Genomic DNA, 25016 nt, shown 5'->3' with positions numbered 1-25016 from the left:
AAAAAAACAGGGACTATCGTTGAAGGTGATAGCTTAATGAAAATTAATGGTATCCCTGTTGCGCTAGAAGGTCATAAAGTCGCATGCGGGTGTTCAGAGGGATGTATACTGATTGCTGATAGCAATTAGCAAGATTGGCTAACCACGACAACGGAGCCGTCATGAGTCAGAAGGTTGAATCGTGCATTATCTGTGAAAACTACCGATTTTGGTTAGAACTGCAATTGGTCGATGATAAAGGACAACCCTTAGCCAACGTGCCGTATACGCTCGCCGAGCGAGGCACAGGCCGTACGTTGCAAGGCAGCAGTGACCCACAAGGCCTGATTAAAGCGGAAGGCTTAACGGCTCGCCCGTATACACTGAGCCTTGAAGCGCAACCCTTAGCCGATGCCCTGACAACGCTGTCGCCTCCGGCAGCGATTCAAGGCAGCGATAAATCACTGAGTGATTATTGCCGTGAACAGGGGTATCTCCTGAGTGAAAATAACCGAGCTGGGGCATTTAACCCTAATACCCCAACGACCGTCCACCGCATAACGGCGGGGCAAATAAGCCGTTCAGTGCATTATCAACAACGGGATAACGGCTATCCCCTGTTGTTCCCCTATGACCATCGTCGCGTGATTGCGATTAAACGCATTGCAGAGCCCGTATTTGCCAAATCCACGTTGAGAGGTCTGGGCAATACCGATGCGGGCGACACCGTCGAAGACTTGGCTAACTTTGGGCTATGTGATTACAACGCGTATACCTGTGGTATTGATGCCGCAGCGAAACAACCGAGCCAACGTTCTTCCTCATTTTTGAGCTTGTTAGGGATTGGTACTGCCAATGCCTTCGTAGCTCCTATGCCTCCGAGTCCTATAGGCGGATTCGGTGGAGCAGCGGCAGGTGGCGCTATGGGTCAACAAGCAATTAATCCACCGGATATCAATCAAGACTCAAGGCGATTTGCTTTCCAGTCTGAGAATGACTATGCAATAGCCAAAGGGGTATCGAAAGGATTCGGTTCGTCGACTTGGTTTGACAGTGCACGCGTATTGGTTGGTATGATACCGAATATCTATGATGGGGATAGTTTAACACACCCAGACTTGCTGGAAATCGCGGAAATAGGTGGAACTGCACCAACACGTATGCGAGTGGGATTTGCCTCAACGGGAACCACAGCGGCAGCGGTGGCAAGTGCATCTCAACTGATTGCGTACCATACTGAGCGAGACAGTGGCTTTGACCAAGTGCCAGTGATTAAAGGTGAATTGGCTTCCGAAGCCGAAGCGCGAGAAGTGTTGAGCTTACCGATATATAAATCCTCAAATGGATTGCCGAGCGCTAATAACCAAGCCGAAATTTACCGTTTTGATGCAGATGGGACAACCCTTTACATGGGCGTGGCGGCATCAGGGGAGATAATTAATATCTCTGCGCGGATTGATGATATTCCAAATGAACCCATCATTCATGCGGGCCCCTCGCCGTTGCCACAAAAGGTCGAAAAACCTGAAGGTTTTGCTATTCATGAGTCTGATACTCGGCCTGAAACACTGCCGATTGCGGATGATGGAATAGTTTGGCGCCATACGGGACACGATGTTGAACCGGTGGATTTTCGGGATTATATTCTGACGGTTGAAAGAAAGGATGTAAAATCTGCTTATGTAAGTCTAGAAAAGGAGTATAAGAAGAAAATACAAGACTTTGAAGCAGAATATGGTAGCGACAATATACATGGCTTACGTAGGCATGGTTCCGGTACAACATTAGAACAACAAAAATACAGATCAAAAACTGGATATACTCCCGATGGAGTACAAGGTAGTCCAACTAATTCAACACGTTTTATCAATCCACAAGATCAGTTAGAAGCAATAGAAAAAGCGGGTGAATTATATGATCCTAACATTCATACAAATGGGCGTGTCGATGTTGACATGGGAAGAATCGTTGCGGAAGGCTATACAAAAGAAGGCGAATACTTTCAAACATCAACAGTAAGAGCTGGTTTTGATAAAAAAACAGGAAAAATGTATAGCATATTTGGAATAGAATGAAATGAAAAAGATAAAGATTAGTAGATGGTATATATCTGGATTTTGGGCTCCACTTGATGGTGGCCCGAATGAAGATGAAGCGTTATTGAAACTGAATTTGAATAATCATTCAAGTATTGATTTAATTGTTGATAAAATACTTAAGCCGTATATTGATATGTTGCCTTTAAAGTATCAAATTCGTTTCAAGGATAGTTTTAAGTATGCGATAGCATACTATTCAGAAAAAGAGCTAAAGGATTGCTACTATACTGGAGCACCTCAATTAGACTTACCTGACGGTATAACCGCTCGGGATTTTTATATCTATGTATGGAATTTAATGTATAAGAACGAAAGTTATTTGGCATCTGAGAAGGATAATTATACTGAGCTTTCACTTAACGAAATTTATAAAAAATAGTAGAGCCATTAAAGTATATCGAGACGAATAAAAAAATAATAGCAATTGTTTGATGTTCAATTACCAATCGATATATTGGGGATAATTTAATAGGGAATATTAGTGACTATGTCTATGGTTTATAATCGATTCAGTTTAATTGCCATCATCATTGGAGCTTTTAGCATTCTTGTAATACTTGTTAATCAAAGCCTTGAGCGTGAATACGTCCAATCCAAACCTAAGTTAGAGCAAATTGTTCATGAAAAGGTAAGTAGTATAAAAAAAGCGACAATCGATGCAATTAAAGGAAAAGCGTATCAAGCTCCTACTGTAGATCCTGCCAATGAACAGCGACAGCTTTTATTAGATAAAATTGAATTATCCAAACAAATTAGTATAACGCTCAGTGTGTTTGGCATTATTTTGACTGCTATTTCATTTATTCGCCATGAAAACAAAAAATCGGGCAGGATAGCGTTAGCGCTAAATGGGAGTGTTCTCGCTATTTCTCTTCTATTGTATGCTGCTGCTGGTGTAGCTAGCATTGTTGCTGTTTTACTTGTCATTTGGTTTATAGGTCACTTTTTTGACATTTTTAGTATTTGCTAACTTTTTCAGAAAAACTTGCTCATATAGCTCGCATATCAGTGTCACGTGTTACTGCTTTACTAATGACAAGCAAATATGCTCTAAATATTCACGCTGTAGCTAGGCGACTAGAGAAGATATCTCGGGGAACATACAAATGTACGTGACCCGAGTCGCCGAACGCAGTCAACAGAGCTACAGCGCGAAGAATGACGAGCATTAGGCATTTAAAATTTGGGAGATCTCCACTGCTGATAAATGATACTGCCTTGGACATGCATGCCAAATCGCTAACATACGATTATATTTTTCCCACATTGGCGTTTGTGAGTTAAACCCATGCGTCCCGCTGTCAAAGTGGGTATAACGCCCTTCTGTGTTGACCATAAAACGGACATAGCTCAGATAACGTGCTTCTGTTGCCGCATCAAAACCCAAAAATTGCACACGGCGGCCATCAATATCTTCCTTATTAGCCATGTTGCTATAAGAGACTTGCAGCGCATGGTACATTTCCATGATATCAATAACAGTACGGCAGGTATCTTCACTTAAATGACCAAAGTCTCTGTCTAACTCACGCATTTGTAAACCGAAACCACGTTCAATAATGGTTTGTTGTCGGCGATAACGTTCTGCATTATCGGGGTCAAGCATGGTCATCATTTTATATTGATTAGATAAGATCAAGCGTTGTGCGTTAGTCATTTCCATCAGGGTTCTCCCACTAAAAAGTATGGCTTATCTTCGCATTCAACATCAATCATAGACAGTGAAAACATCGCTTTTATTGATCTAAACACTATTTTTGCATTACTTATTGTTAAATCTACCTTTTAATAGAAATTATCCCTTAGATATCTTCCATAAAGGAACGATCTAGCTGGTTAAATGCACGTTTTAGCAAGTCAGCCAACGCCATATAATCGGGTTGGTGTTCAACTGGTGCCATCGCAATTCCCGCTTCGGTAAATTTATCACGGATCTCATAAAACCAGCTTAGCAAGCTGGATGGCAAAGGCGTCGCCGCACGTTTTCCTAACCACCATAAGCCTTGCATTGGCAAACTACAGGCAAAAAGTGCCGTGGCAATGGCAGGCCCCAATTGCCCACCTAACGCGATTTGCCATGCTAATGTAAAAATTGCAATGGGCGGCATAAAGCGAATACCAAAGCGTACCGCCTTGTTAATACGAATTTCGGGGAATATCGGCGACAGTTTTTTCTCCATAGGAAAAGCCTTCAGATAGCGGTTACCTAATCTAAAGCGCTTAAAAAAACCGGGCGGTGTACTTTGCAATGTACTCATGAAACGTTTCCTATCGACTTCTTAAAAACTGAGGCAATAATTTATAAATTACGCATGGTAAAATGATAGCACATTTAAGGTAACGAAATTATTTCATTACATTTACCTTAAGTTAAGTCAATTTACTAAATATCAGCTATTCTAATAGCAACGTAACCCTGTGCTATAACACTACTTTATACGTCACTTATGATTTTAATCAATCAAAGTCCCTATTTTTAAAAAAAACGTATAAAATATAAAATAATTTTAGTAGAATCTGCCACATTTAGAATTGCTGTTGCATTTGTTATTTTTTAGCTTTATCCATCTTCGATACTGAAGATAGACAACAGTTATATATTGGGGTTGTTGATCGTTATTTCAACACTAGGTGCAGAGGTTTACTTTTATAACCTTCTGTAGAAAAGAATAGCGCCTGAGTTATCAACCCCTGAAGATCTCACGATCTTTAACTTTTTTCGCCTTTAACATGATATCAATCATGATGTTTCAGGTCATAAATACGCTAGGCTCTAGCGGTATATTTTTATATCTGAGTCTTTTCATGTTTTTAAAAGGCTTCACAACAACAATTAACGATAGGTATTTCCATGTCAAGTAAGCTGGTACTGGTTCTAAACTGCGGTAGCTCCTCACTGAAATTCGCCATCATCGACCCAACTAATGGCGATGAATTTTTATCTGGATTAGCTGAGTGCTTTAACCTCCCGGAAGCCCGTATTAAGTGGAAAATGGATGGTGCTAAGAAAGAAGCGCCTTTAGGTGCTGGTGCAGCGCATAGCGAAGCATTGGATTTCATTGTTAACACTATTCTTGCTGAAAAACCTGAGCTATCAGAGCAAATCACCTCCATCGGTCACCGTATTGTTCATGGTGGTGAGAAATTTACCTCTTCTGTATTAATCACAGATGAAGTGATTGAAGGCATCGAAGCGGCTATTCCATTCGCGCCATTGCATAACCCTGCTCATCTCATCGGTATTGAAGAAGCAAGAAAATCCTTCCCGCATCTGGTCAACAAAAATGTCGCTGTCTTTGATACCGCATTCCATCAGACCATGCCGCAGGAAGCTTATCTGTATGCATTGCCATACGAATTATATTCAGAGCATAGTATTCGCCGTTATGGTGCGCACGGTACAAGCCATTACTATGTTTCCCGTGAAGCTGCGAAAAAACTCAACAAACCTGTTGATGAGTTAAATGTTATCACTTGCCACCTAGGCAATGGTGGTTCTGTTACTGCTATTGTTAACGGTAAATGCGTTGACACTTCAATGGGTTTAACGCCATTAGAAGGTCTGGTAATGGGAACACGTAGTGGTGATATCGACCCTGCAATTATTTTCCATTTACATGATTCTTTAGGTATGAGCGTTGAACAAATCAACAAAATGCTGACCAAAGAGTCTGGTTTATTAGGTTTAACTGGCGTAACAAGTGACTGCCGCTATGTTGAAGATAACTACGGCACTAAAGAAGACGCAACTCGCGCAATGGATGTTTTCTGCCATCGTTTGGCGAAATACGTTGGTGCATATAGTGCTCTGATGGAAGGCCGCCTTGATGCTATCATCTTCACGGGTGGTATTGGTGAAAACTCAGCGCAAGTTCGTGAAATTACCTTGAAGAAACTGGCTATCCTTGGTTTCGAATATGACCACGAACGTAACTTAGCGGCGCGCTTCGGTAAAGAAGGTTTAATCACTACCGATAACAGCCGCCCAGCACTGGTTATCGCAACCAATGAAGAGTTGGTTATCGCCCAAGATACTGCGCGTTTAACCGCATAAGCAACTTCTACCGCCAGCAACCTGCTGGCGGTATCGTTTTGTCATTAGAGTAACCGAAATAAAGAGGTTCCCGTGTCCCGTACAATTATGTTAATACCTACTGGCACCAGCGTTGGCTTAACTAGCGTTAGCCTAGGTGTCGTTCGCTCAATGGAACAAAAAGGTGTTCAATTAAGCGTTTTCAAACCTATCGCACAGCCACGCGTCTCTGGCAATAAAGACCAAACCACTGAAGTCCTGCGCTCTCATTCAAGTATTACCACCATTGTTGAACCACTAACAATGGAATACGTAGAATCGCTACTGACCTCTTCCAAAAAAGATGTGTTAATGGAAGAAATCGTCGCTCGCTATCATGACCACACAAAAAATGCGGAAGTGATTTTAATTGAAGGTTTAGTGCCAACGCGTAAACATTCATTTGCTCAATCATTAAACTATGAAATTGCCAAAACATTAGGCGCAGAGATTGTTTTCGTCACTGCACCAGGCAACAGTTCAATCACACAAATGCAAGAGCGTTTAGAGTTAGTACGTAACGAATTTGGCGGCCAACGTAATAAAAATATCATCGGCGTTATTATCAATAAGGTGAATGCACCTGTTGATGAACAAGGTCGTACTCGCCCTGACCTATCTGAAATCTTTGATGATTCAACCAAAGCGACTGTGGCTAACCTCGATACTAAGCAACTTTCTGCGCTGAATCTGCCTGTACTGGCATCCATTCCATGGAACTTTGATTTAATTGCCACCCGTGCAATTGACATGGCAAAACACTTAGGTGCAGAGATTGTTAACGAAGGCGAAATCAAAACTCGTCGTGTTAAATCAGTGACTTTCTGCGCACGCAGCATTCCGCACATGCTTGAACACTTTCGCCCAGGATCATTATTAGTGACCTCAGCGGATCGCCCTGATGTATTAGTTTCTGCCTCACTAGCGGCAATGAACGGGGTTGAAATCGGTGCAGTTCTACTAACGGGTGGTTACAACATCGATGCGCCTATTCGCCAGCTGTGTGAGCAAGCTTTCGAAACCGGCCTGCCTGTTTTCATGGTGAAAAGCAATACATGGCAAACATCGCTGAATCTACAAAGCTTTAGCTTAGAAGTCCCAGCTGATGACCATGAACGTATTGAAAAAATTCAAAACTATGTGGCTCGTCATATTAGTAGCGATTGGATTGAATCACTGGTTGCTGACTCAGAACGCCCTAACCGCCTATCACCACCAGCATTCCGTTATCAGTTAACTGAATTAGCACGTAAAGCTGGCAAACGAATCGTTCTTCCTGAAGGCGACGAACCGCGTACAGTTAAAGCTGCATCTATCTGTGCAGAGCGCGGCATTGCAACTTGTGTTCTATTAGGTAACCCAGAAGATATTCGTCGTGTTGCTGCTGCACAAGGTATTGAACTCGGTACTGGTATTGAAATTGTTGACCCAGTTAAAGTACGTGAAGAATACGTTGCTCGCCTCGTTGAATTACGTAAGAGCAAAGGAATGACTGAGGTTGTTGCTCGTGAGCAATTAGAAGATAACGTTGTATTAGGCACATTAATGCTAGAGAAAGGCGAAGTGGATGGCCTAGTTTCTGGTGCTGTTCATACGACGGCAAATACTATCCGTCCACCGTTGCAATTAATTAAAACAGCACCGGGTAGCTCATTAGTTTCTTCTGTGTTCTTTATGTTATTACCAGAACAAGTATTTGTGTACGGTGACTGCGCTATCAACCCAGACCCAACTGCAGAGCAATTATCTGAAATCGCTATCCAATCTGCGGATTCTGCTAAAGCGTTCGGTATCGACCCACGTGTTGCGATGATTTCTTACTCTACAGGCGATTCAGGTGCGGGTAGTGATGTTGAAAAAGTGCGTGAAGCAACGCGTTTAGCACAAGAAAAACGCCCTGATTTAATTATCGATGGTCCATTACAATATGACGCGGCTGTTATGGCGGATGTTGCTAAGTCCAAAGCACCTAATTCACCAGTTGCAGGTAAAGCGACCGTATTTATCTTCCCTGACTTAAATACCGGTAATACCACGTATAAAGCCGTACAACGTTCTGCTGACTTAGTCTCTATTGGTCCAATGCTGCAAGGTATGCGTAAACCAGTCAATGACTTGTCACGCGGTGCATTAGTTGATGACATCGTGTATACCGTTGCGTTAACTGCTATCCAAGCAGTACAAAACGAAAACGCTTAATTCATCTCTTTATGCTAAAAAGCGCTCAACTGAGCGCTTTTTTATTGCCTGATTATTTTTAACTATCTTTTACGCGTAAATAATGAAACCACTACTGCAACAATAATATTCAGAATAAATGCAGCAATACCGATATTCATAAAGCTCAAACTTTCTCCTAACCAAGGGAACAATTGTGCTAAAGAAATTTTCTCTATATAGGTTACCGCAAGGAATAAAACCCCCGCAGAAATCCCACAAATAGCACCCGCTGATGTCATTGGGTTGTGCTGTTTAAAGCTCATCAGTAAAGCAGGGAAAAACTGCGCGACAATATTGACCCCGAGTAACATAATAGCCACTAAGGTATCATTACTGTGGAAAATAAAATACAAGCTGACCAACGCAACGACAGGTACCATAAAGCGAGCATACACACCAGACTGGCGTTTTTCTTCACTTACTCCCATCGCTTTTTGCACAACTCCCGCTAACATATTAGAAGTAGTTAGCAACAACATCGAACCAGGTACTAATGCGGTTAACATCCCTGCCGCACCAATAAAACCAACCACAATCGGTGAGAAGGTGCTCTTAGATATCTCAAACAGCGATAAATCCACTGCCGCCCCTTCAAGATGTGGAATTTGCAATATGGATGCATAACCAACGAAAAATGCGAATAGCATAATCAAACTGTACGCTGGAATCAGAATACTATTACGTTTCAGTGATTTTTCATCTTTTGCGGTAAACACTGCGGCCATATAATGCGGCCAACAGAAATAGGCAACCACAGATAAGAATATTGTGGAAATATACCAAGGGATATTTAGCCCCGTTTCGGAGAATGTTAAAAAGCTTGGCATCGCCGTATCTATCGCTTTAAACATGTCCCCAAAACTACCGTAATAATGAAGTGGAATATAAATACCGATAAAAACCACCACAATTAAAATCATTAAGTCTTTTAGTGCTGATGTCCAAGCTGAGCCATGAATTCCTGAAATCATCACAAATAACGTCACTGCAATAATTCCAATCCAAATGGCAATATCTGCTGGAATTGCGCCATAAGACGCTTGAGAAACAATAATGCCTAATCCTTTAAGCTGTAAAACAAATAAAGGCACCATTGCAGCAATAGATATTAAGCTAATTAATAACCCTAACCCCGGGCTTTGATACTTTTTGGTAAATAACTCAGAAATCGTTCTGACATCATTATCTTTTGCGAATCGCCATACCCTTGGGTGTACCCAGTATAAAAAGATCCCCATAAAAGCATTGACTGCCAAGGTATATAGAATCGCAGGGCCTTTACCATAAGCCCAGCCACTCCCGCCAAGGAAGGTAAACGTGGTATATATTTCCCCCGCACTCAGCAAGAAAACTAACAGTGCGCCATAACTACGACCACCGACAGACCACCCTTCATGGTCCATCGTTTTTCCTTTCTTCGCACGAATAGCAAGATAAATACTAAACAGGAAGAAAACAGTAATAATAATTAGCGCGGAGCTCATGATGTTTCCTTAGTATTTTTATTATCTAATATATTGATTAGTAACATAACTAAGGCTGTAACAATCACCCATGAGACAATCCAGAACATTAAAAATGGCAAGCCCATAACAAAAGGCTCTACTTGGTTGGCATAATAGATACCCACGGTTAACGCTAGGATTGGGAAAATAACTAAATAATGATACCACTTCATATTCCGCCCCTTATTCCACTTGCCCGAAAGAAATCAATTCACGAGGCAAATGACTTAACATTTCCACACCGTCTTCAGTAATCAGCAGCATATCTTCAATCATAATACCGCCAACACCAATCCCGTAATAAGGTGTTTCTAAGCTCATTACCATCCCAGCTCGAAATATTTCTGTGGTCGCAGCGCTCACAAAAGGGGCTTCTTCCAACCCAACGAACACCCCGTCCCCATGGCCTAAGTGCCCACGGTTATAATGGGGCAAACCCGAAGAACGAATGAGTGCCATTGTTTCATTGAAAACATCACTTAATGCAACGCCGGGCGCAACTCGACTTAACATATATTGATGGCCTTTTAAGATAGTTTGATAAATAGCAGCGACTTTTTCATTCGGTTTACCAACCACAAATGTACGTGCAATATCAGCACCATAACCTGCCACATCAACGCCACAGTCAAATTTAATTAAATCCCCTTCTTTTGCAGGTTGGTCATCAGGGATCATTTTCGGTGAAAAATCACTGCCCACTGAAATTAAATTGAAGCGGCTATAATTCGTTTCAGGAAATTCCATCACTTTCGCTTTAAAAGCGGCGGTTAATTCCGCTGAAGTACAGCCGACTTTGATCAATTTACTCGCAGCAGCAATACCAGCCTCTGTAATTTGTGCTGATTTTCTAAGATGAGCAATTTCCCACGGGCTTTTAATCATGCGTAATTCATTAAATAGCGGCGAAGAATCAACCAAATTTAATTCAGGAATAACCTTATCCAACCATACTTTACCTGTATGTGTAATTTGGTTTAATTCAATTGCAACCGGTTTACAATAAACTCCCGCTTCTGACAACGCCTCTTTGAGTAAATTGAAAATGGTTTCTATTGGGCTATTAATTGGCCTTGCCTTCACCACTTTGCCATTTTCCGGGTTGTAAGGGTCATCAACATCCACCCAAATTGGAAATGTTTTAATCTTTGCGTTAGGCATTTGAAGTGACAAATTTGCCGCTTCAAACTCATTCATAATAACTAATGACTCAATAAAGGGATCACGAAAAATAACCGCAATCGCCGAACCTGTTTGCCTGAAAGTGTACATAAAGAAGCTCGCAAAACCGGTTAAGTGATAAAAGTTATCACCCACGGTTGCGATTAACGCTTCAATTCCTTCACGCTCCATAATCTCACGGGCTTTATTGGTTACGTTATCAAGGTGTTGTTGTTTCAAAAAAGTATCTTGTTTATCAATTGTCATTTTTATTCTCTCGAAGCGTCATGTATACACCAAGCAGTGCATCATATCGCAAACGATAAATGTTAAGATCTGTCACATTATATCTAGTGTAGAAATGAATACATCGTTTAGCTTGCAAGTTTGTTATAACTAATCGTTATATATTAGCTTGAAATTAACTTTGCTAGAGATTTGATTTTGGGAGAAATAAAGTAAAGGACTAAATAAAATAGCCCTTTAACAATTTTAATCTGATCAACTATGAGTTTTCAGCACAAGTGATGGTTTTTTCTAACTCATTATTCCGAGTCAACCATAAAGAAAGCGCTTTAAGTGAATCCGGCGTAAATTCGTCACAGCGTGCGCTGATCTCTTTAGGGGTCAACCAACTGACCTCAACAACTTCAGATTCTTGTAAAGCAAATGGACCATGGCTCACACAGCTAAACAAACCACCCCATACACGACAATGCGCATCTTCAAAGTAAAAATGGCCATGTTCAGCAAAAGGAACGCCAGCAATACCTAGCTCTTCTTCAGCTTCACGCTTTGCAGAATCAAGAATGTTTTCACCTTGCGTAACCACTCCTCCAGCTGTTGCATCGAGGAAACCGGGGTGAAAATCTTTAATGTCTGTGCGTCGTTGAACCAATATTTTGCCCATTCCGTCATGAACAACAATGTAAGTTGCACGATGACGTAGGTTTTCTGCTCGCATTTGGCTACGTGTTGCCTGAGCAATCACAGTATTGTCTTCATCAACAATATCGACCCATTCAACAACTTCGGTTTGTTGTTCCATCCTGTAAACCTTTTATTTTTAAGCTAAAACTGCTTATATCATTAGACTGATTATTATTGTATGCCTGACAATACCAATCTGCATTGATCCGCACCTATGAAAATGATCCTAGCTGAATTTGTGATTGGTTGCCATCATAAAAAGCACTTCTTATTACAGTGATAATGAAACCGAATTTTTTAAAGGCAGGCTAAGCAAATCATACAAATTGTGTTCACAAATGCTATAGTTAAATCATAACGCTGTAGTTTGTTACTGATCTCAGGGATATCCCCTAAATAGTTCAAATTGCAGCTAGGCGCCAAGAGATGGCAGCCTTAGGAGCATACACAAGTATGTGACTAAGGTGACAAAACGTAAGCAACAACGCTGCAGTTTGAAATATGACGGGGATGGCGATGAAGATACTCATAACAGGCGGCACCGGGCTAATCGGAACACCACTAATCCAAAAACTGATTTCTCTTGAGCATCAGGTTACTGTATTAAGCCGCTCTCCACAAAAAGTTTATAGCCAGTTTTGCAAGGCTGTTGAGTGCTGGACGTCTCTCAATGGTAAAACCCACTTAAATGACTTCGATGCTGTCATTAACCTAGCAGGCGAACCTATTGCTGATAAGCGCTGGACAGAGGAACAAAAAAAGTTACTGTGTGATAGCCGTTGGAAGTTAACTCAGCAGCTTAGTGAGTTAATCACAGCCAGTGAAACCCCTCCCCGGGTATTTTTATCGGGCTCTGCTGTCGGCTATTATGGCAATCAGGGCCAATCGGTCGTTACCGAAGACGAACAGCCCCATGATGAATTTACTCACCAACTCACACAGCATTGGGAAGCTTTAGCCGCTAATGCTCAGTCAGAAAAAACTCGCGTTTGTTTATTACGCACTGGCCTTGTGTTATCAGCGAATGGCGGTTTACTTGCCAAAATTCTCCCTATTTTTAAAATGGGTGCAGGTGGGCCAATTGGTGACGGGAAACAATACATGCCGTGGATACATATCAACGATATGGTTCGTGCAATTTGTTTTTTATTAGATAACCCAACGCTTTCTGGCCCCTTTAATATGACCTCACCTTATCCAGTCCATAATGACCTATTTTCCGCCACATTAGGTGAAGTTATTAATCGCCCTTCATTTGTACGAACGCCCGCTTTTGTGATTAAAGCCATCATGGGGGAATCCGCAGCGCTGGTATTGGGTGGCCAACAGGCGATCCCCAAACGGTTAGAAGAGGCAGGCTTTCAATTTGAACATATCGAGTTAAAAAAAGCGTTAGAAGATTTACTTCAAAATAACAATAACACCGAAAAATAGTACATAACATTTTAAATTAGGCTAATTACAAGACCGCACACTCAATTTTTCGATATGCAATTTTAAAACTACATATCAATAATTGATATTTGAAAGAAATAAAATCATGAAAAACATACTGTGATTAAACTAAATTAGTTATCGGAGTATAACGTGCCTAAGCAAATAACCTACAACAAATTTATTCCATTTTCTCAAAAATGTTTGGTTAATGAAGCTAAACGCCATTCATTTCAAGAGCAATTATTCGGAGTCTCAAATACCAACCAAGCCTATGCCGGTTATTGTTTGGGACTATCAATGAAATTTTTGCATAGCCACAATAATAATAGCATAAAAACATTTATGGATAACTGTGTTAATTTCTCTCATAATACATCTTCTTTCTCTAACAATACAATTTTACTACATTTCCCTGAGCACAGCAGATACCGTACGAATATTAATCAATATTTATCAACAATAAAAGAGGAAATGGCCAAAGTACAGACTAAAAAATTGCTAAAACAGGCAATGAAAATACAAGATTTTCACTGTAAATCTAATTTTATACTTAATTTAAATTCTAATTATTTAAAAACTTCACAATCTAGTGGAAAAAATAAATATTCAGTAGAGGAGTTCAAGCAATTAGTCTACGAAGCACTAGAGAAAACCTATTCAGATACAATTTCTTCCAATGAATACTACATAAATTACAAACCTACAGTGGAATATGCCACTATAAAAACAAATATGGATAAATTCTTTTCAAATTTAGCTAATAATAAAACTCTTGATGATAACTTCAATAATCACATGGATTGCCTAATAAGAAAAATTGACTTACCCAAAGAGTTATTTTTAGAAAAAGATATCAATCTATTTATAAATTCTGTCATTGATTATACTTTCTCATGCCAAACATTAGGATGGCAAAAAGTGAACAAGAAAAATCATGTTGATGCAGGAGAGAATATTCATTATTCTAATGATAGAAAGATTCAAGTAGAACTTAGTCATTTTCTATCTCTCATAAAAAACAATGATGAAAAAATACAGTCATATATTTTCTACAGTACTAATCATGCATGTGCAGTTGGTATAAAGAACAATCAAAATGGCAAAGAAATTTATACTTTATTTGACCCAAACAAAGGGCTATATGAGTTTGGCTCATTTAAACAATTTAAAGAAAATTTAACATTATTTGTAAATACTCACGCAGAACCCTATAAATTTAAAAAGAATAGCAGTAATTCCGATTTTTTAATCAAATATACAAAAGTGAATGGACTCCCAAATGAGTCATCTATCATTAGCGAAAAAGAAAGAAAATTAAAATTATTAGTTCAAAACGAAGTTTTAGCATTAGATGAATTTAATGTCGTAAGAATAAACCATGATATTTTTAGATCTGATCGAATATTTCATTCACACTTTAATAAAAAAAACGGTCTAATAACATTAGAAAACACGTATTATACTGATAAGCAAGGTACCATGCATAACTACTATATTTACTCTAATCAATTAGATTCTGAACAGCTACACAAACATATTAAAAACAAATACCATGAAATCGTAAACTTGAACAGCTCTATATTTATAGGTCAAGCAGGCAATATTTATCAATTGCGAGATAACCATTCTATGAACGATTTTACTCAACAATCGAATATCGCCGAAATGTTTGGCTCACCGACTATATCAGCATCATTGATTCAAGATGATATCGCGACCGTTCAGCATGAAAAACTAACAACCGCCTTACCACTTAGTGTTAAAATTCAATCAATTTTAACATTTTTCAGTTCAAAGCTACCCTCAGTAAAAAATAGATTTAAAATACATAAAAGTTAGTAACCTAACAATATGATTATCTTTAAATATTATTTCGCCCCCTGCCAACGATGAAATAGGTCTTGTTCCAGTTCGATATCAAACTGATCAAGGATACGATTAACTGTTTGGTCAATAATATCTTGAATAGTTTCAGGCTGGTGATAAAACGCAGGCATGGGAGGCATAATCACGGCTCCCATCTCCGCCGCTTGCACCATCAAACGTAAATGGCCGACGTGCAATGGCGTTTCGCGTACACCTAACACCAATTTTTTACCTTCTTTAAGCACTACGTCCGCCGCCCTAGTGACCAACGTATCAGTATAACTGTGAACAATACCTGATAACGTTTTCATGGTGCAGGGCATGATCACCATCCCAGCAGTACGGAACGAACCGGAAGAAATCGCTGCAGCAATATCACGACTGTCATAGTTATGATCGGCTAACTGTTGAACGTCTTTCACCGTGTAAGTTGTTTCAAGTGCTAATGTTTGACGGGCGGCCGCACTCATCACTAAATGGGTTTCTACACCTTTGAGCGGTTTCAACACTTCAAGCAAGCGGACACCATAAATAGCCCCACTCGCGCCAGTTAACCCAATGATAAGTTTCTTCATTTCCCTACCTAACCACCCTAGCAAACAATAATCGAGCATTATATACGAAATACGCCACGGTTGCAGATGCAAAGAAAGCATTAAAATTAATTAAATAGGCGACTAATAACTCACTCATTATTTTAGCCTGTAGCCAACAACGCTACAGGTTAAAAGGCAAAAAGGATTTCTGGATCAGCCGCAATCCCAATTATACACCACACGACTAAAATCACGTTTTTTCAGGTCATCTGGGTGAATAAAGAAATTACCGACTCCCATATCTCCCCACATGATCCCTATTTCATAATCGGTATTTATTTGTAGAAGCAATTCATATTGTTGAATATCTTCTTCGTATTCTCTTGGGTCGGTTTGAGTGAAAAACGGATAGCCGCCGATGCAGTGTGCCCCTGATTCAAACGTATCACTGTAGGGCTCAACCCATTCATCGTAAAAATCTTCCCCTTCAAATTGCTCTTCATAATCATAGAGGTTGTCGACCCCTAATATTTTCTGGCCAAATTGGAAATCATCGATGCTGATGTACTGCTCCGCAGGCGTATATTCAATACTGTATTGATGGTCTATGGGGGTATAGTAGTCATCAGAATGGGCAGCAATCACCGCAGAAAAATCTTGGGTTAATTGCTGAGTATCTTCAATAACCTCTTCCCAATAAATAATACGGAAATCTTCTTGTTTTTGTCGCTGCTCAAAATCAGCCCCATATAAATCATCACCACCAATAAAAAACTGTAAAATCCCCTTTTCAGGGTAATTTTCTAATTTAGGCATTTGTGCAAAATTAATTTGAGCAAGCAACTTGAGTGGCATCCCTTCGCTATTCGTCGGGTATTTTTCATTTAGTGGCAAATATGGCATTCCCCCAACACGACTATCCCATAAAACATAGTCTTCAATAGGGGTTAACGTCATTTCAACAAGCGGTTTTTTAGTGGCTTTGATTTTATCTGCGAAAGGTTTAATCACATCAGGGAGGGAGTTGAAATCAGCCATATATCGCTCCAAATAGGCAGTTAATGTCCCTCTAGACTACTCGATTTTTACGTATTTTAAATCAGATATAACTGTAACTTAGGCCTTCATTTGACGTCATAGTTTTCTTGATATTTTAGGCTACAGATTAAAGATGGGAAAAATCAGAATCACTGTGGATTTTCTATATAGTTAGGGTTACAGCTAGGCGGCTAGCAAAGAGACCCTAGGAGCGTAGAAAACTACGTGACTAGGGCGAATTTGTGAAGCCAACAACGCTGTAGCCCAAACTATGACGAAAATTGACGAAAATTTAGCCTTCGTTATAAATCTCTAGGTCTTCAACCTCACTCTGATCCTTCAACTTTAACTCATCGTCTTTTCGTAAGTTTTCTAGGTAGTCTAAATAACTTTGGTCGATATCTTTGGTCACATAAATGCCATCAAACACGGAACACTCAAATTCTGTAATTTCAGGGTTTTCTTCACGCACCGCGTCGACTAAATCCGTTAAATCTTGGAAAATTAGCCCATCTGCGCCGATAAGTTTGCGAATTTCATCCACTTCGCGCCCGTGTGCAATCAATTCATTTGCATTTGGCATATCAATGCCATATACGTTTGGGAAACGCACTTCGGGTGCCGCTGAGGCAAAGTAAACATTTTTTGCTCCGGCTTCACGCGCAAGCTCAACAATTTGCTCCGATGTTGTTCCGCGTACAATGGAGTCGTCAATAAGTAAGACGTTTTTATCACGAAACTCCGCACGGTTCGCATTAAGCTTACGGCGCACCGATTTACGACGTTCTTGCTGACCCGGCATGATAAATGTACGGCCTACATAGCGGTTTTTCACGAAACCTTGGCGGTACGGTTTATCAAGAATATGCGCGATTTCTAAGGCGATATCACACGATGTTTCTGGAATAGGAATTACCACATCGATGTTTAAGTCTTCCCATTCGCGAGCAATTTTAGCGCCCAGTTTTTGCCCCATACGTAACCTTGCGTTATACACAGACACTTTATCAATAAAAGAGTCTTGGCGAGCAAAATAGACATACTCAAAAATACATGGGGTTAATTGTGGGTTATCAGAACATTGGCGTGTAAATAATTGGCCTTTTTCTGTCACATATACCGCTTCGCCAGGCGCCACATCGCGTAAAAACTCGAAACCTAAAGTATCAAGCGCAACACTTTCAGAAGCGACCATATATTCATGTTCACCACTTTCAGTAATGCGGCGCCCTAATACTAACGGACGAATACCGTGAGGATCACGGAAGGCTAACATGCCATGGCCAATAATTAATGCCACACAAGCATACGCACCGCGTAATTTTTTGTGCATCGCGGACACAGCACTGAAAACATTGTCTGGCTCGAGAGGGAAATGATCAAACCTGTCCAGCTCATGGGCTAATACGTTCAGTAATATTTCAGAATCAGAAGTGGTGTTAACATGGCGGCGCGCTGTTTCAAATAAACTCCGAGTGAGTTCATGAGCGTTTGTCAGATTACCATTATGCGCAAGTGTAATACCAAAAGGTGAGTTTACGTAGAAAGGTTGCGCCTCGGAAGCACTTGAGCTACCTGCCGTTGGGTAACGGACGTGCCCTAACCCCATGCAGCCCTGTAATCTCAGCATATGACGTGTTTCAAACACATCTTTAACAAGGCCATTTGCTTTGCGTAAACGAATGTTGTTTTTGCCATCAATAGTGGCAATACCTGCTGCATCTTGCCCACGATGTTGAAGCACCGTGAGAGCATCATAAATTGATTGGTTTACCGGTGTAACACCGGCGATACCGACAATACCGCACATTTAGTCTTTCCTCATCAGCCAGACGGAGAAATGTTCTCCGGTAGGAAACTTGACGCATTTTGCAGGTAGTCAAAAAACCACCTGATTATATGACTGAACTGCGGAATAAGTTCCGAACGCTGCCAGTCCTCACTTTGAGGTAATGGTGTAAAGGTATCGAGAAAAAACAGCAATGCCGAAACAATCAATACACCACGCAACGCACCGAAGCAGATCCCCAGAACACGATCTGTGCCTGACAACCCCGTTTTTTGTACTAATGAACTAATCACATAGTTTACGACTGCGCCAACAATCAAAGTGGCAATAAACAGTGCGGCGATAGCAATGCCATTTCTAACCAGCACATCCTCAAAGCGAGTAAAATAGTCAGCTAAATAAGGATAAAACGTACTTGCAACAAAAAAAGCACAGCCCCATGTAACCAGTGAGAGCGCCTCTCGTACAAACCCACGGATCAAGCTAACTAATGCCGAGAAGCCAATAATGGCGATAATTGTGTAATCTATCCAGACCATATTCCATTCCAAAATTCGCACTCGCGACATCAGCGAAGTGCATTCTAACAGAAAACGAAAACGTTTGCGTAACCATTTTTCTATCAAATTAAAAAAAATAGCGGCGAAAAGAAAAAATCATAATCGCCGCAGTAAGTTACTAAATCCCCTTACCTTTTAGGGATTATTTAAATTCTATTTTAAGGTTTATAGCTTTGAATTATCCCTTTTGTTCCCGTAATCCTATTCAGTTCTGGTAAAGCCGCTTCTAGCCTTTGCCTTGAGGCCTCAGGCCCTACGTAAATCCGCGTGAGTTTATTATTCACTGGTTTTGCAGGAACAGTATAAACTTGGTAACCAGACAACCTGAGTTGTGCGACTATCTCCTCAACTTTACTCGCATTGTTCAATGCGATGACTTGCACCACAAATGCTTTGCCTTGTGGCTGAGGTTTCGGCTCGGGCTTAGGTTCAGGTTTCGGTTGTGGCTTCGGCTCAACTTTAGGCTCAGGCTTCGGTTCTGGCTTTGTGGGTTCAACTACGCTTGGTGCGGGAGTTGTCGTCGATGGCCGTGTTTCAACCTGTTCGTTTTGCTGCTGCGTAATCGCTTCTGATAACATGGCTTCAGAAGCCCCTTCTGAAGAAGCTGTTGTTGTCGTACTTACAATAGGCGCTATTGCCTCAATGTCTTCTTCATCACCTGGTTTAGGGATAATAGGAATGGCCGCAAATTCATTTTCATTGTATTTCTTATCGCCATCAAGCAGAGCAGGAAGCACAATGACCCCCACTGCAACAAGCACAATGGCGCCAGCAAGTCGATTCTGAAATTTACTAGCCACCGGCACTATCCTTCTTGATTTTCCAATAACATCATAACGTGAGCGACGGTATGAAATGACCCGCACACCACAATCACATCTTGCTCATTAGCATCGACGCAAGCTTGCTGCCACGCTTTTTCTACGCTTTCAAACTGGTTAGCTGTGGGTAAATATTGACTAAGTTGGGCCACATCTGCTCCCCTAAACTCAGTTAATGGCGCAAGGTACCAGTCGGTGACTTGTTGTGATAAACACTCAAGCGTCCCTTTGATATCTTTATCGCCTAGCATCCCTACCACCGCGAGAATGCGACGGTTTTTAGTTTCCGGTAAGGCCACTAATTTACTGACTAAGTACCCTGCGGCATGGGGGTTATGCGCTACATCCAATATCATTAACGGTTTTTCACCAATAATTTGGAAGCGCCCCGGTAATTGAGCAGATTTCAAACCTTGATGAATAGCGGACTCAGTCACTTTTTGGGCAATATCAGCATCAATTTCCAATAAGCAACTCACCACACCCAGCGCTGTTGCTGCATTCGCTAAAGGTACATTGGGTAACGGTAAATCATGCCATTCACGCTGTGAACTTTTCCATGACCAGCTATTTGCTTGCTCACTGTATTGCCAATCCGTACCACGGCGAAATAGCTGTGTACCTAGCTGCTCAGCCACTTGGGCAATTGAAGCTGGCATGTCCGGTTCACCGACCACTCCATAGTGATTTTTGCGGAAAATACCGGCTTTTTCATAACCAATATGTTCACGGTCTGCACCTAACCAATCTGTATGGTCTAAGGCAATACTGGTGATCGCCGCAATATCCGCATCAACGACATTGGTCGCATCTAACCGACCGCCTAAACCGACTTCTAAAATCACAATATCGAGTTTAGCTTGCTTAAATAATTGTAACGCCGCCAAGGTGCCGTATTCAAAATAGGTGAGAGAAATATCTGCACGTTGTGCTTCAATTGTGGCAAATGCTTCACAGAAATCAGACTCAGGGAGCTCTTGGCCTTGAATACGAACGCGTTCGGTATAACGAATAAGGTGCGGTGAACTGTAAACCCCAACTTTTAACCCAGATGCCATAAAAATAGACTCTAGCGTATGGCAAGTTGTCCCTTTTCCGTTGGTCCCAGTGACAGTGATAACTTTAGGTGCAGGTTGCGTTAGGTTCATTTTCCTAGCAACTTGACCAACTCGCTCCAACCCCATATCAATATTTTGACTATGTAAGTCGGTGAGATAAGAAAGCCAAGCCTCCAATGGAGACTTGGCATTAGGAATGATTAGATTACTCATCATCTTTTTTATGCTTTTCAGAATCCTTTTTTGGCTCTTGGGCATCAAGTTCATCAACGGCGTTAATGTCGATTTCAACCGTTTCCGCTACGACGATAGGCGTGTCATTAAAGCTTGGTTTATTGGTTAACATCGCTAACACTTCAGCTAAGCGATCACGCATCTCAGGGCGGCGAACTATCATATCAATCGCGCCTTTCTCAAGTAAGAATTCACTGCGTTGGAAACCTTGCGGTAACTTTTCGCGAACAGTTTGTTCGATAACACGTGGCCCTGCGAAACCAATTAATGCTTTCGGCTCTGCCACATTAATATCCCCTAACATCGCTAAACTTGCAGACACCCCACCCATGGTTGGGTCGGTCAATACAGAGATGTAAGGTAAACCACGTTCTTGCAATTTTGCCAAAGCTGCACTGGTTTTTGCCATCTGCATCAATGATAACAGCGCTTCTTGCATACGCGCACCGCCACTTGAAGAGAAACAAACCAACGGGCAGTTATCTTCCAGAGCTTGCTCCACTGCACGCACGAAACGCGCGCCAACAACAGAGGCCATTGAACCGCCCATAAAAGCGAACTCAAACGCCGCAGCCACCACAGGCATACCTTTCAACGTGCCTTTCATCACGATGATCGCGTCTTTTTCACCTGTTTCTTTTTGCGCAGCAGCAATACGGTCTTTATATTTTTTTGAATCTTTGAACTTAAGAATATCTTTTGGCTCAAGTTCACTGCCCAATTCCGTTGTTGAGTTTTCATCAAGGAAGGTTTCTAAGCGCTGACGTGCGTGAATTCGCATATGGTGGTCACATTTTGGACACACGGATAAATTACGCTCTAATTCAGCACCATATAATACTTGCCCGCAGCTATCGCATTTGGTCCAAACCCCTTCAGGGATATTGGCTTTGTGTGATTGGGTCAAGTTACCTTTCTTTAAAATTTTTTCAATCCAGCTCATTAATGGACCTTTTTGTCTGATTCACTCTGGTTATCACCAGTATGTAATTTTTTGCCATTAAACCACAATGATATCTCACTGTAGATAAAAACTTGTTAAACCACCTTACTAAACCGCTTAGTGGTTATCGATTTTTTGCGCTGCCGCACGCTTTTCTTTCGCAGCTATTCGACGATGACGAATAATTTCAACAACACCCGGCAGAATTGAAACAAAGATAATCGCGACTATCAGTAATTTCAAATTCTTTTGTACGAACGGTAATTCACCAAAGAAATAACCCGCATAAGTGAATAATAATACCCAAATAAACGCGCCCGTCACATTATAAAAAGCAAAGTGACGATAAGACATTTTCCCCATTCCTGCAACGAATGGTGCAAAAGTTCTGACTATCGGCACAAAGCGTGCCAGTATAATCGCTTTACCGCCATGTTTTTCATAAAAAGCATGAGTTTTATCTAAATAAACACGACGAAAAATCTTCGAGTCTGGATTTCTGAATAATTTCTCACCAAAAATACGCCCAATTGCGTAGTTTACAGCATCACCAATAATCGCTGCCGTAATCATTAAAGCGACCATTAAATGGACATTCAGGTCATTACTGTCTAATGACGAAATCGCACCCGCAACGAATAATAACGAATCTCCAGGTAAAAATGGTGTGACCACTAACCCTGTTTCACAAAATAGGATCAGAAATAGGATACCATAGACCCATGTACCATAATCTCTGACCAGTTCAGCAAGATGGACATCGATGTGTAAAATAAAGTCGATAATAAAAGTGATAAATTCCATAAAATCCTCATTGATAATAGCATCCATGCTATTTACAAAAATTATGAGATAAATAAAAATTCGCTTTACATCAGTTCATCTGCCAGAAAAAGCGGCCCCATCACATTCTGAGGTAACTCAAATTTCTCTGGGTAATCGACACTCACTAAATACAACCCTTCCGCTTTTGCGGTTGCAGCTGCCTTGGTACGGTCTTTTAACTCAAGAAGATGCGCCATCCAATCAATGTTTTGATTGCCACAACCAATCTCCAACAGACTTCCGACAATATTTCTCACCATATGGTGAACAAACGCATTGGCTTTGATATCTACCACCACATAATGACCGTGGCGACTGACATTCACATGCATCACATTACGCCATGGCGACTTTGACTGACACTGGACTGCTCTGAATGAGGTAAAATCACGTTCACCCAATAGCGCCTGTGCCGCTTCATGCATTCTTTTTTCATCGAGTGGATAATGAAAGTGCGTTACGCCACTCGATAAAATTGCTGGCCGATAACGGTGATTAAAAATCACGTAGCGATATCGACGCGCTGTTGCACTAAAGCGTGCATGAAACTCCTCGGCCACCGGTTTACACCAGCGGACAGCAATATCAGGGGGCAAATGCGTATTCGCCCCCATAGTCCAAGCCGCTTCTTTGCGGATGGCAGAGGTTTCGAAATGCACCACTTGCCCTGTAGCATGAACGCCTGCATCTGTGCGCCCTGCGCAAAACACGCTAATTGGCTCCGCTGCAATTTTTGACAAGGCTTCTTCTAAACAACCTTGAACACTTTTCACTTCTTGCTGACGCTGCCAACCAAAATAACGACTGCCGTTGTATTCAATACCTAATGCGATTCGATACAACTGTGTAGACTCAGACATTAGTAAAACAGCTCCTGAGCCAGTTTTTCTGCTGTTTCTACCGCCATCAGTGCCCCACCGAAACGCACGTTATCAGCCACTGACCAAAATTGTAAAATTTCAGGTATGCCATAGTCATTACGTACACAACCAATGCTTAATTGGTCATTACCTGACGCTTCAGTCACCTGTGTAGGATAATCACCCTCTTCTGAGACCTGAATATCTTCAAAACGTTCAAGTTCTTCGTTCGCTTCTTCTGCACTCATTGGGCGCAAAGTTTCTAAATGAACGACTTGCGCATTCCCATAAAAAACAGGAGATTGAATAAAACTCACCGCCACTGGCAAGCCATCATCTTGCAGCACCTTACGCACTTGCTCAACCAAACGACGCTCGTGAACGACACTGCCTTCCGTATCCGCCAGTAATGGCAACATATTGAACGCTAATTGCTTACTAAAACGGCCTTCTTCTGCAGGAATACCATTTAATAAACGCGCACTTTGCCCTGCTAGCTCGTCAACGGCAGCTTTACCATAACTAGAAACCGACAACATATTTGTTAAAGTAATACGCCCCACCCCTGCCGCATCCACCAGCGGTTTAATTGCCGTTAATAATTGACTCACAGAGCTGTCCGCCAATGAAATAATATTACGGTTACGGTAATCGGCTAAGACTTGCGGATTCACATTCGGGACAACCAGTGGCACATCCGGTTCTTGAGCAAATACGCCACTCGTATCGATGACAATGCACCCTTCTTGTGCCGCTAATTCGGCATATTGTAGGCTGACACCTTCATTGGCTGCAAAAAAGGCAATTTGTGCCTGTGACCAATCAAAGTCGGTCACATTTTCAACTTGAATACTTTTACCATTAAAGCGTACGCTCTCCCCTGCACTACGCTCACTGGCAAGTAAATATAATTCGCCGACTGGGAATTCTCTTTCTTGTAACAGTGAAATAATAGCTTCACCTACAGCACCGGTTGCGCCTAATACTGCAATATTCCAACCTTCAGTCATGGCTATTCCTCTAAAAAATAAAAAATTAAATAACACCAATCGGTGTTATTTAATCAGGTGTTCATTTTAACTA

General features: G+C 41.3%; 24 protein-coding genes. 8 read left to right on the top strand and 16 right to left on the bottom strand.

The features are described from left to right. The 4 genes from PSE83_RS06710 to PSE83_RS06695 all read left to right on the top strand — a co-directional run. A partial coding sequence (locus PSE83_RS06710; RefSeq protein WP_272660741.1) for a PAAR domain-containing protein occupies window positions 1–129 on the top strand: 129 nt, incomplete at its 5' end. A 32-nt stretch (window positions 130–161) separates the two neighbouring features. Then, window positions 162–2054: a hypothetical protein gene (locus PSE83_RS06705; protein ID WP_272660740.1), complete on the top strand. Its 1893-nt coding sequence runs from the start codon at window positions 162–164 to the stop codon at window positions 2052–2054. A 1-nt stretch (window position 2055) separates the two neighbouring features. Continuing rightward, window positions 2056–2457: a hypothetical protein gene (locus tag PSE83_RS06700; protein WP_004257363.1), complete on the top strand. Its 402-nt coding sequence runs from the start codon at window positions 2056–2058 to the stop codon at window positions 2455–2457. A 108-nt stretch (window positions 2458–2565) separates the two neighbouring features. Next, complete coding sequence (locus PSE83_RS06695; RefSeq protein WP_036957978.1) at window positions 2566–3048, top strand: hypothetical protein; 483 nt, start codon at window positions 2566–2568, stop codon at window positions 3046–3048. Between the two features lie 198 nt (window positions 3049–3246). Here PSE83_RS06695 and PSE83_RS06690 read toward each other — a convergent pair whose 3' ends face one another. Next, complete coding sequence (locus PSE83_RS06690) at window positions 3247–3741, bottom strand: YfbU family protein (protein ID WP_004257356.1); 495 nt, start codon at window positions 3739–3741, stop codon at window positions 3247–3249. A 139-nt stretch (window positions 3742–3880) separates the two neighbouring features. Further along, window positions 3881–4336, bottom strand: a complete 456-nt coding sequence (gene yfbV, locus PSE83_RS06685) for a terminus macrodomain insulation protein YfbV (RefSeq protein WP_004257353.1) — start codon at window positions 4334–4336, stop codon at window positions 3881–3883. Between the two features lie 593 nt (window positions 4337–4929). Here yfbV and ackA point away from each other — a divergent pair. Further along, on the top strand, window positions 4930–6132 hold the full coding sequence (gene ackA, locus PSE83_RS06680; protein ID WP_004257349.1) for an acetate kinase: 1203 nt from the start codon (window positions 4930–4932) through the stop codon (window positions 6130–6132). 87 nt (window positions 6133–6219) lie between these two features. Beyond that, a complete protein-coding gene (pta, locus tag PSE83_RS06675) occupies window positions 6220–8349 on the top strand; it encodes a phosphate acetyltransferase (RefSeq protein WP_153673987.1) in 2130 nt (709 codons plus the stop codon). 62 nt (window positions 8350–8411) lie between these two features. Here the strand turns inward: pta and PSE83_RS06670 are convergent, their stop codons facing one another. The 4 genes from PSE83_RS06670 to yfcD form a co-directional block, all read right to left on the bottom strand. Next, on the bottom strand, window positions 8412–9854 hold the full coding sequence (locus tag PSE83_RS06670) for a sodium:solute symporter family protein (protein ID WP_004257341.1): 1443 nt from the start codon (window positions 9852–9854) through the stop codon (window positions 8412–8414). Beyond that, window positions 9851–10048, bottom strand: a complete 198-nt coding sequence (locus tag PSE83_RS06665) for a DUF3311 domain-containing protein (protein ID WP_004257337.1) — start codon at window positions 10046–10048, stop codon at window positions 9851–9853. Before PSE83_RS06665 ends, PSE83_RS06670 begins: the two co-directional genes overlap by 4 nt. A gap of 10 nt (window positions 10049–10058) precedes the next feature. After that, a complete protein-coding gene (locus PSE83_RS06660) occupies window positions 10059–11303 on the bottom strand; it encodes a M24 family metallopeptidase (RefSeq protein WP_272660739.1) in 1245 nt (414 codons plus the stop codon). 238 nt (window positions 11304–11541) lie between these two features. Next, window positions 11542–12084, bottom strand: coding sequence for an NUDIX hydrolase YfcD (gene yfcD, locus PSE83_RS06655; RefSeq protein ID WP_004257328.1), 543 nt, complete (start codon window positions 12082–12084; stop codon window positions 11542–11544). 398 nt (window positions 12085–12482) lie between these two features. On the opposite strand from yfcD, the gene PSE83_RS06650 reads away from it, so the two are divergent. Together PSE83_RS06650 and PSE83_RS06645 are read left to right on the top strand one after the other, a co-directional pair. Next, a complete protein-coding gene (locus PSE83_RS06650) occupies window positions 12483–13400 on the top strand; it encodes a TIGR01777 family oxidoreductase (protein WP_164565181.1) in 918 nt (305 codons plus the stop codon). Between the two features lie 153 nt (window positions 13401–13553). Beyond that, window positions 13554–15242: a hypothetical protein gene (locus PSE83_RS06645; protein ID WP_110591919.1), complete on the top strand. Its 1689-nt coding sequence runs from the start codon at window positions 13554–13556 to the stop codon at window positions 15240–15242. A gap of 29 nt (window positions 15243–15271) precedes the next feature. Here PSE83_RS06645 and PSE83_RS06640 read toward each other — a convergent pair whose 3' ends face one another. From PSE83_RS06640 to PSE83_RS06595, 10 genes are all read right to left on the bottom strand, one after another. Beyond that, a complete protein-coding gene (locus PSE83_RS06640) occupies window positions 15272–15844 on the bottom strand; it encodes a UbiX family flavin prenyltransferase (protein WP_036957976.1) in 573 nt (190 codons plus the stop codon). Between the two features lie 174 nt (window positions 15845–16018). Beyond that, window positions 16019–16843, bottom strand: coding sequence for a YwqG family protein (locus PSE83_RS06635; RefSeq protein ID WP_004257311.1), 825 nt, complete (start codon window positions 16841–16843; stop codon window positions 16019–16021). Window positions 16844–17135: 292 nt separating this feature from the next. Continuing rightward, a complete protein-coding gene (gene purF, locus PSE83_RS06630; RefSeq protein ID WP_004257307.1) occupies window positions 17136–18653 on the bottom strand; it encodes an amidophosphoribosyltransferase in 1518 nt (505 codons plus the stop codon). A gap of 14 nt (window positions 18654–18667) precedes the next feature. Next, window positions 18668–19171 carry a colicin V production protein gene (gene cvpA / locus PSE83_RS06625; RefSeq protein WP_004257304.1) on the bottom strand — a complete coding sequence of 168 codons (504 nt, stop codon included), beginning with the start codon at window positions 19169–19171 and terminating at the stop codon, window positions 18668–18670. Window positions 19172–19350: 179 nt separating this feature from the next. Further along, window positions 19351–19992 carry a cell division protein DedD gene (gene dedD / locus PSE83_RS06620; protein WP_112307565.1) on the bottom strand — a complete coding sequence of 214 codons (642 nt, stop codon included), beginning with the start codon at window positions 19990–19992 and terminating at the stop codon, window positions 19351–19353. A 5-nt stretch (window positions 19993–19997) separates the two neighbouring features. Beyond that, entirely contained in the window at window positions 19998–21287 is a 1290-nt protein-coding gene (gene folC, locus PSE83_RS06615; protein ID WP_164565178.1) for a bifunctional tetrahydrofolate synthase/dihydrofolate synthase, read from the bottom strand. Next, window positions 21277–22248: an acetyl-CoA carboxylase, carboxyltransferase subunit beta gene (gene accD / locus PSE83_RS06610; RefSeq protein ID WP_110591923.1), complete on the bottom strand. Its 972-nt coding sequence runs from the start codon at window positions 22246–22248 to the stop codon at window positions 21277–21279. The genes folC and accD overlap by 11 nt, the downstream gene beginning before the upstream one ends. Before the next feature lie 117 nt (window positions 22249–22365). Next, a complete protein-coding gene (locus tag PSE83_RS06605) occupies window positions 22366–23052 on the bottom strand; it encodes a DedA family protein (RefSeq protein WP_094962679.1) in 687 nt (228 codons plus the stop codon). Between the two features lie 65 nt (window positions 23053–23117). Continuing rightward, window positions 23118–23933, bottom strand: coding sequence for a tRNA pseudouridine(38-40) synthase TruA (gene truA / locus PSE83_RS06600; RefSeq protein ID WP_004257279.1), 816 nt, complete (start codon window positions 23931–23933; stop codon window positions 23118–23120). Beyond that, complete coding sequence (locus PSE83_RS06595) at window positions 23933–24943, bottom strand: aspartate-semialdehyde dehydrogenase (protein ID WP_164565177.1); 1011 nt, start codon at window positions 24941–24943, stop codon at window positions 23933–23935. Before PSE83_RS06595 ends, truA begins: the two co-directional genes overlap by 1 nt. Window positions 24944–25016 lie beyond the last annotated feature (73 nt).

This window comes from Providencia sp. PROV150, assembly GCF_028481025.1.
In the GTDB taxonomy this organism is placed as follows: Bacteria; Pseudomonadota; Gammaproteobacteria; order Enterobacterales; family Enterobacteriaceae; genus Providencia; species Providencia hangzhouensis.
This window is presented reverse-complemented; position numbering and strand designations above follow the sequence as displayed.

What these genes read in the sequence shown, in the direction of transcription:
- PSE83_RS06705 (WP_272660740.1), top strand. Translation starts at nt 162, where the DNA reads ATGAGTCAGAAGGTTGAATCGTGCATTATCTGTGAAAACTACCGATTT.
- PSE83_RS06700 (WP_004257363.1), top strand. Translation starts at nt 2,056, where the DNA reads ATGAAAAAGATAAAGATTAGTAGATGGTATATATCTGGATTTTGGGCT.
- PSE83_RS06695 (WP_036957978.1), top strand. Translation starts at nt 2,566, where the DNA reads ATGTCTATGGTTTATAATCGATTCAGTTTAATTGCCATCATCATTGGA.
- PSE83_RS06690 (WP_004257356.1), bottom strand. Translation starts at nt 3,741, where the DNA reads ATGGAAATGACTAACGCACAACGCTTGATCTTATCTAATCAATATAAA.
- yfbV (WP_004257353.1), bottom strand. Translation starts at nt 4,336, where the DNA reads ATGAGTACATTGCAAAGTACACCGCCCGGTTTTTTTAAGCGCTTTAGA.
- ackA (WP_004257349.1), top strand. Translation starts at nt 4,930, where the DNA reads ATGTCAAGTAAGCTGGTACTGGTTCTAAACTGCGGTAGCTCCTCACTG.
- pta (WP_153673987.1), top strand. Translation starts at nt 6,220, where the DNA reads ATGTTAATACCTACTGGCACCAGCGTTGGCTTAACTAGCGTTAGCCTA.
- PSE83_RS06670 (WP_004257341.1), bottom strand. Translation starts at nt 9,854, where the DNA reads ATGAGCTCCGCGCTAATTATTATTACTGTTTTCTTCCTGTTTAGTATT.
- PSE83_RS06665 (WP_004257337.1), bottom strand. Translation starts at nt 10,048, where the DNA reads ATGAAGTGGTATCATTATTTAGTTATTTTCCCAATCCTAGCGTTAACC.
- PSE83_RS06660 (WP_272660739.1), bottom strand. Translation starts at nt 11,303, where the DNA reads ATGACAATTGATAAACAAGATACTTTTTTGAAACAACAACACCTTGAT.
- yfcD (WP_004257328.1), bottom strand. Translation starts at nt 12,084, where the DNA reads ATGGAACAACAAACCGAAGTTGTTGAATGGGTCGATATTGTTGATGAA.
- PSE83_RS06650 (WP_164565181.1), top strand. Translation starts at nt 12,483, where the DNA reads ATGAAGATACTCATAACAGGCGGCACCGGGCTAATCGGAACACCACTA.
- PSE83_RS06640 (WP_036957976.1), bottom strand. Translation starts at nt 15,844, where the DNA reads ATGAAGAAACTTATCATTGGGTTAACTGGCGCGAGTGGGGCTATTTAT.
- PSE83_RS06635 (WP_004257311.1), bottom strand. Translation starts at nt 16,843, where the DNA reads ATGGCTGATTTCAACTCCCTCCCTGATGTGATTAAACCTTTCGCAGAT.
- purF (WP_004257307.1), bottom strand. Translation starts at nt 18,653, where the DNA reads ATGTGCGGTATTGTCGGTATCGCCGGTGTTACACCGGTAAACCAATCA.
- cvpA (WP_004257304.1), bottom strand. Translation starts at nt 19,171, where the DNA reads ATGGTCTGGATAGATTACACAATTATCGCCATTATTGGCTTCTCGGCA.
- folC (WP_164565178.1), bottom strand. Translation starts at nt 21,287, where the DNA reads ATGATGAGTAATCTAATCATTCCTAATGCCAAGTCTCCATTGGAGGCT.
- accD (WP_110591923.1), bottom strand. Translation starts at nt 22,248, where the DNA reads ATGAGCTGGATTGAAAAAATTTTAAAGAAAGGTAACTTGACCCAATCA.
- PSE83_RS06605 (WP_094962679.1), bottom strand. Translation starts at nt 23,052, where the DNA reads ATGGAATTTATCACTTTTATTATCGACTTTATTTTACACATCGATGTC.
- truA (WP_004257279.1), bottom strand. Translation starts at nt 23,933, where the DNA reads ATGTCTGAGTCTACACAGTTGTATCGAATCGCATTAGGTATTGAATAC.
- PSE83_RS06595 (WP_164565177.1), bottom strand. Translation starts at nt 24,943, where the DNA reads ATGACTGAAGGTTGGAATATTGCAGTATTAGGCGCAACCGGTGCTGTA.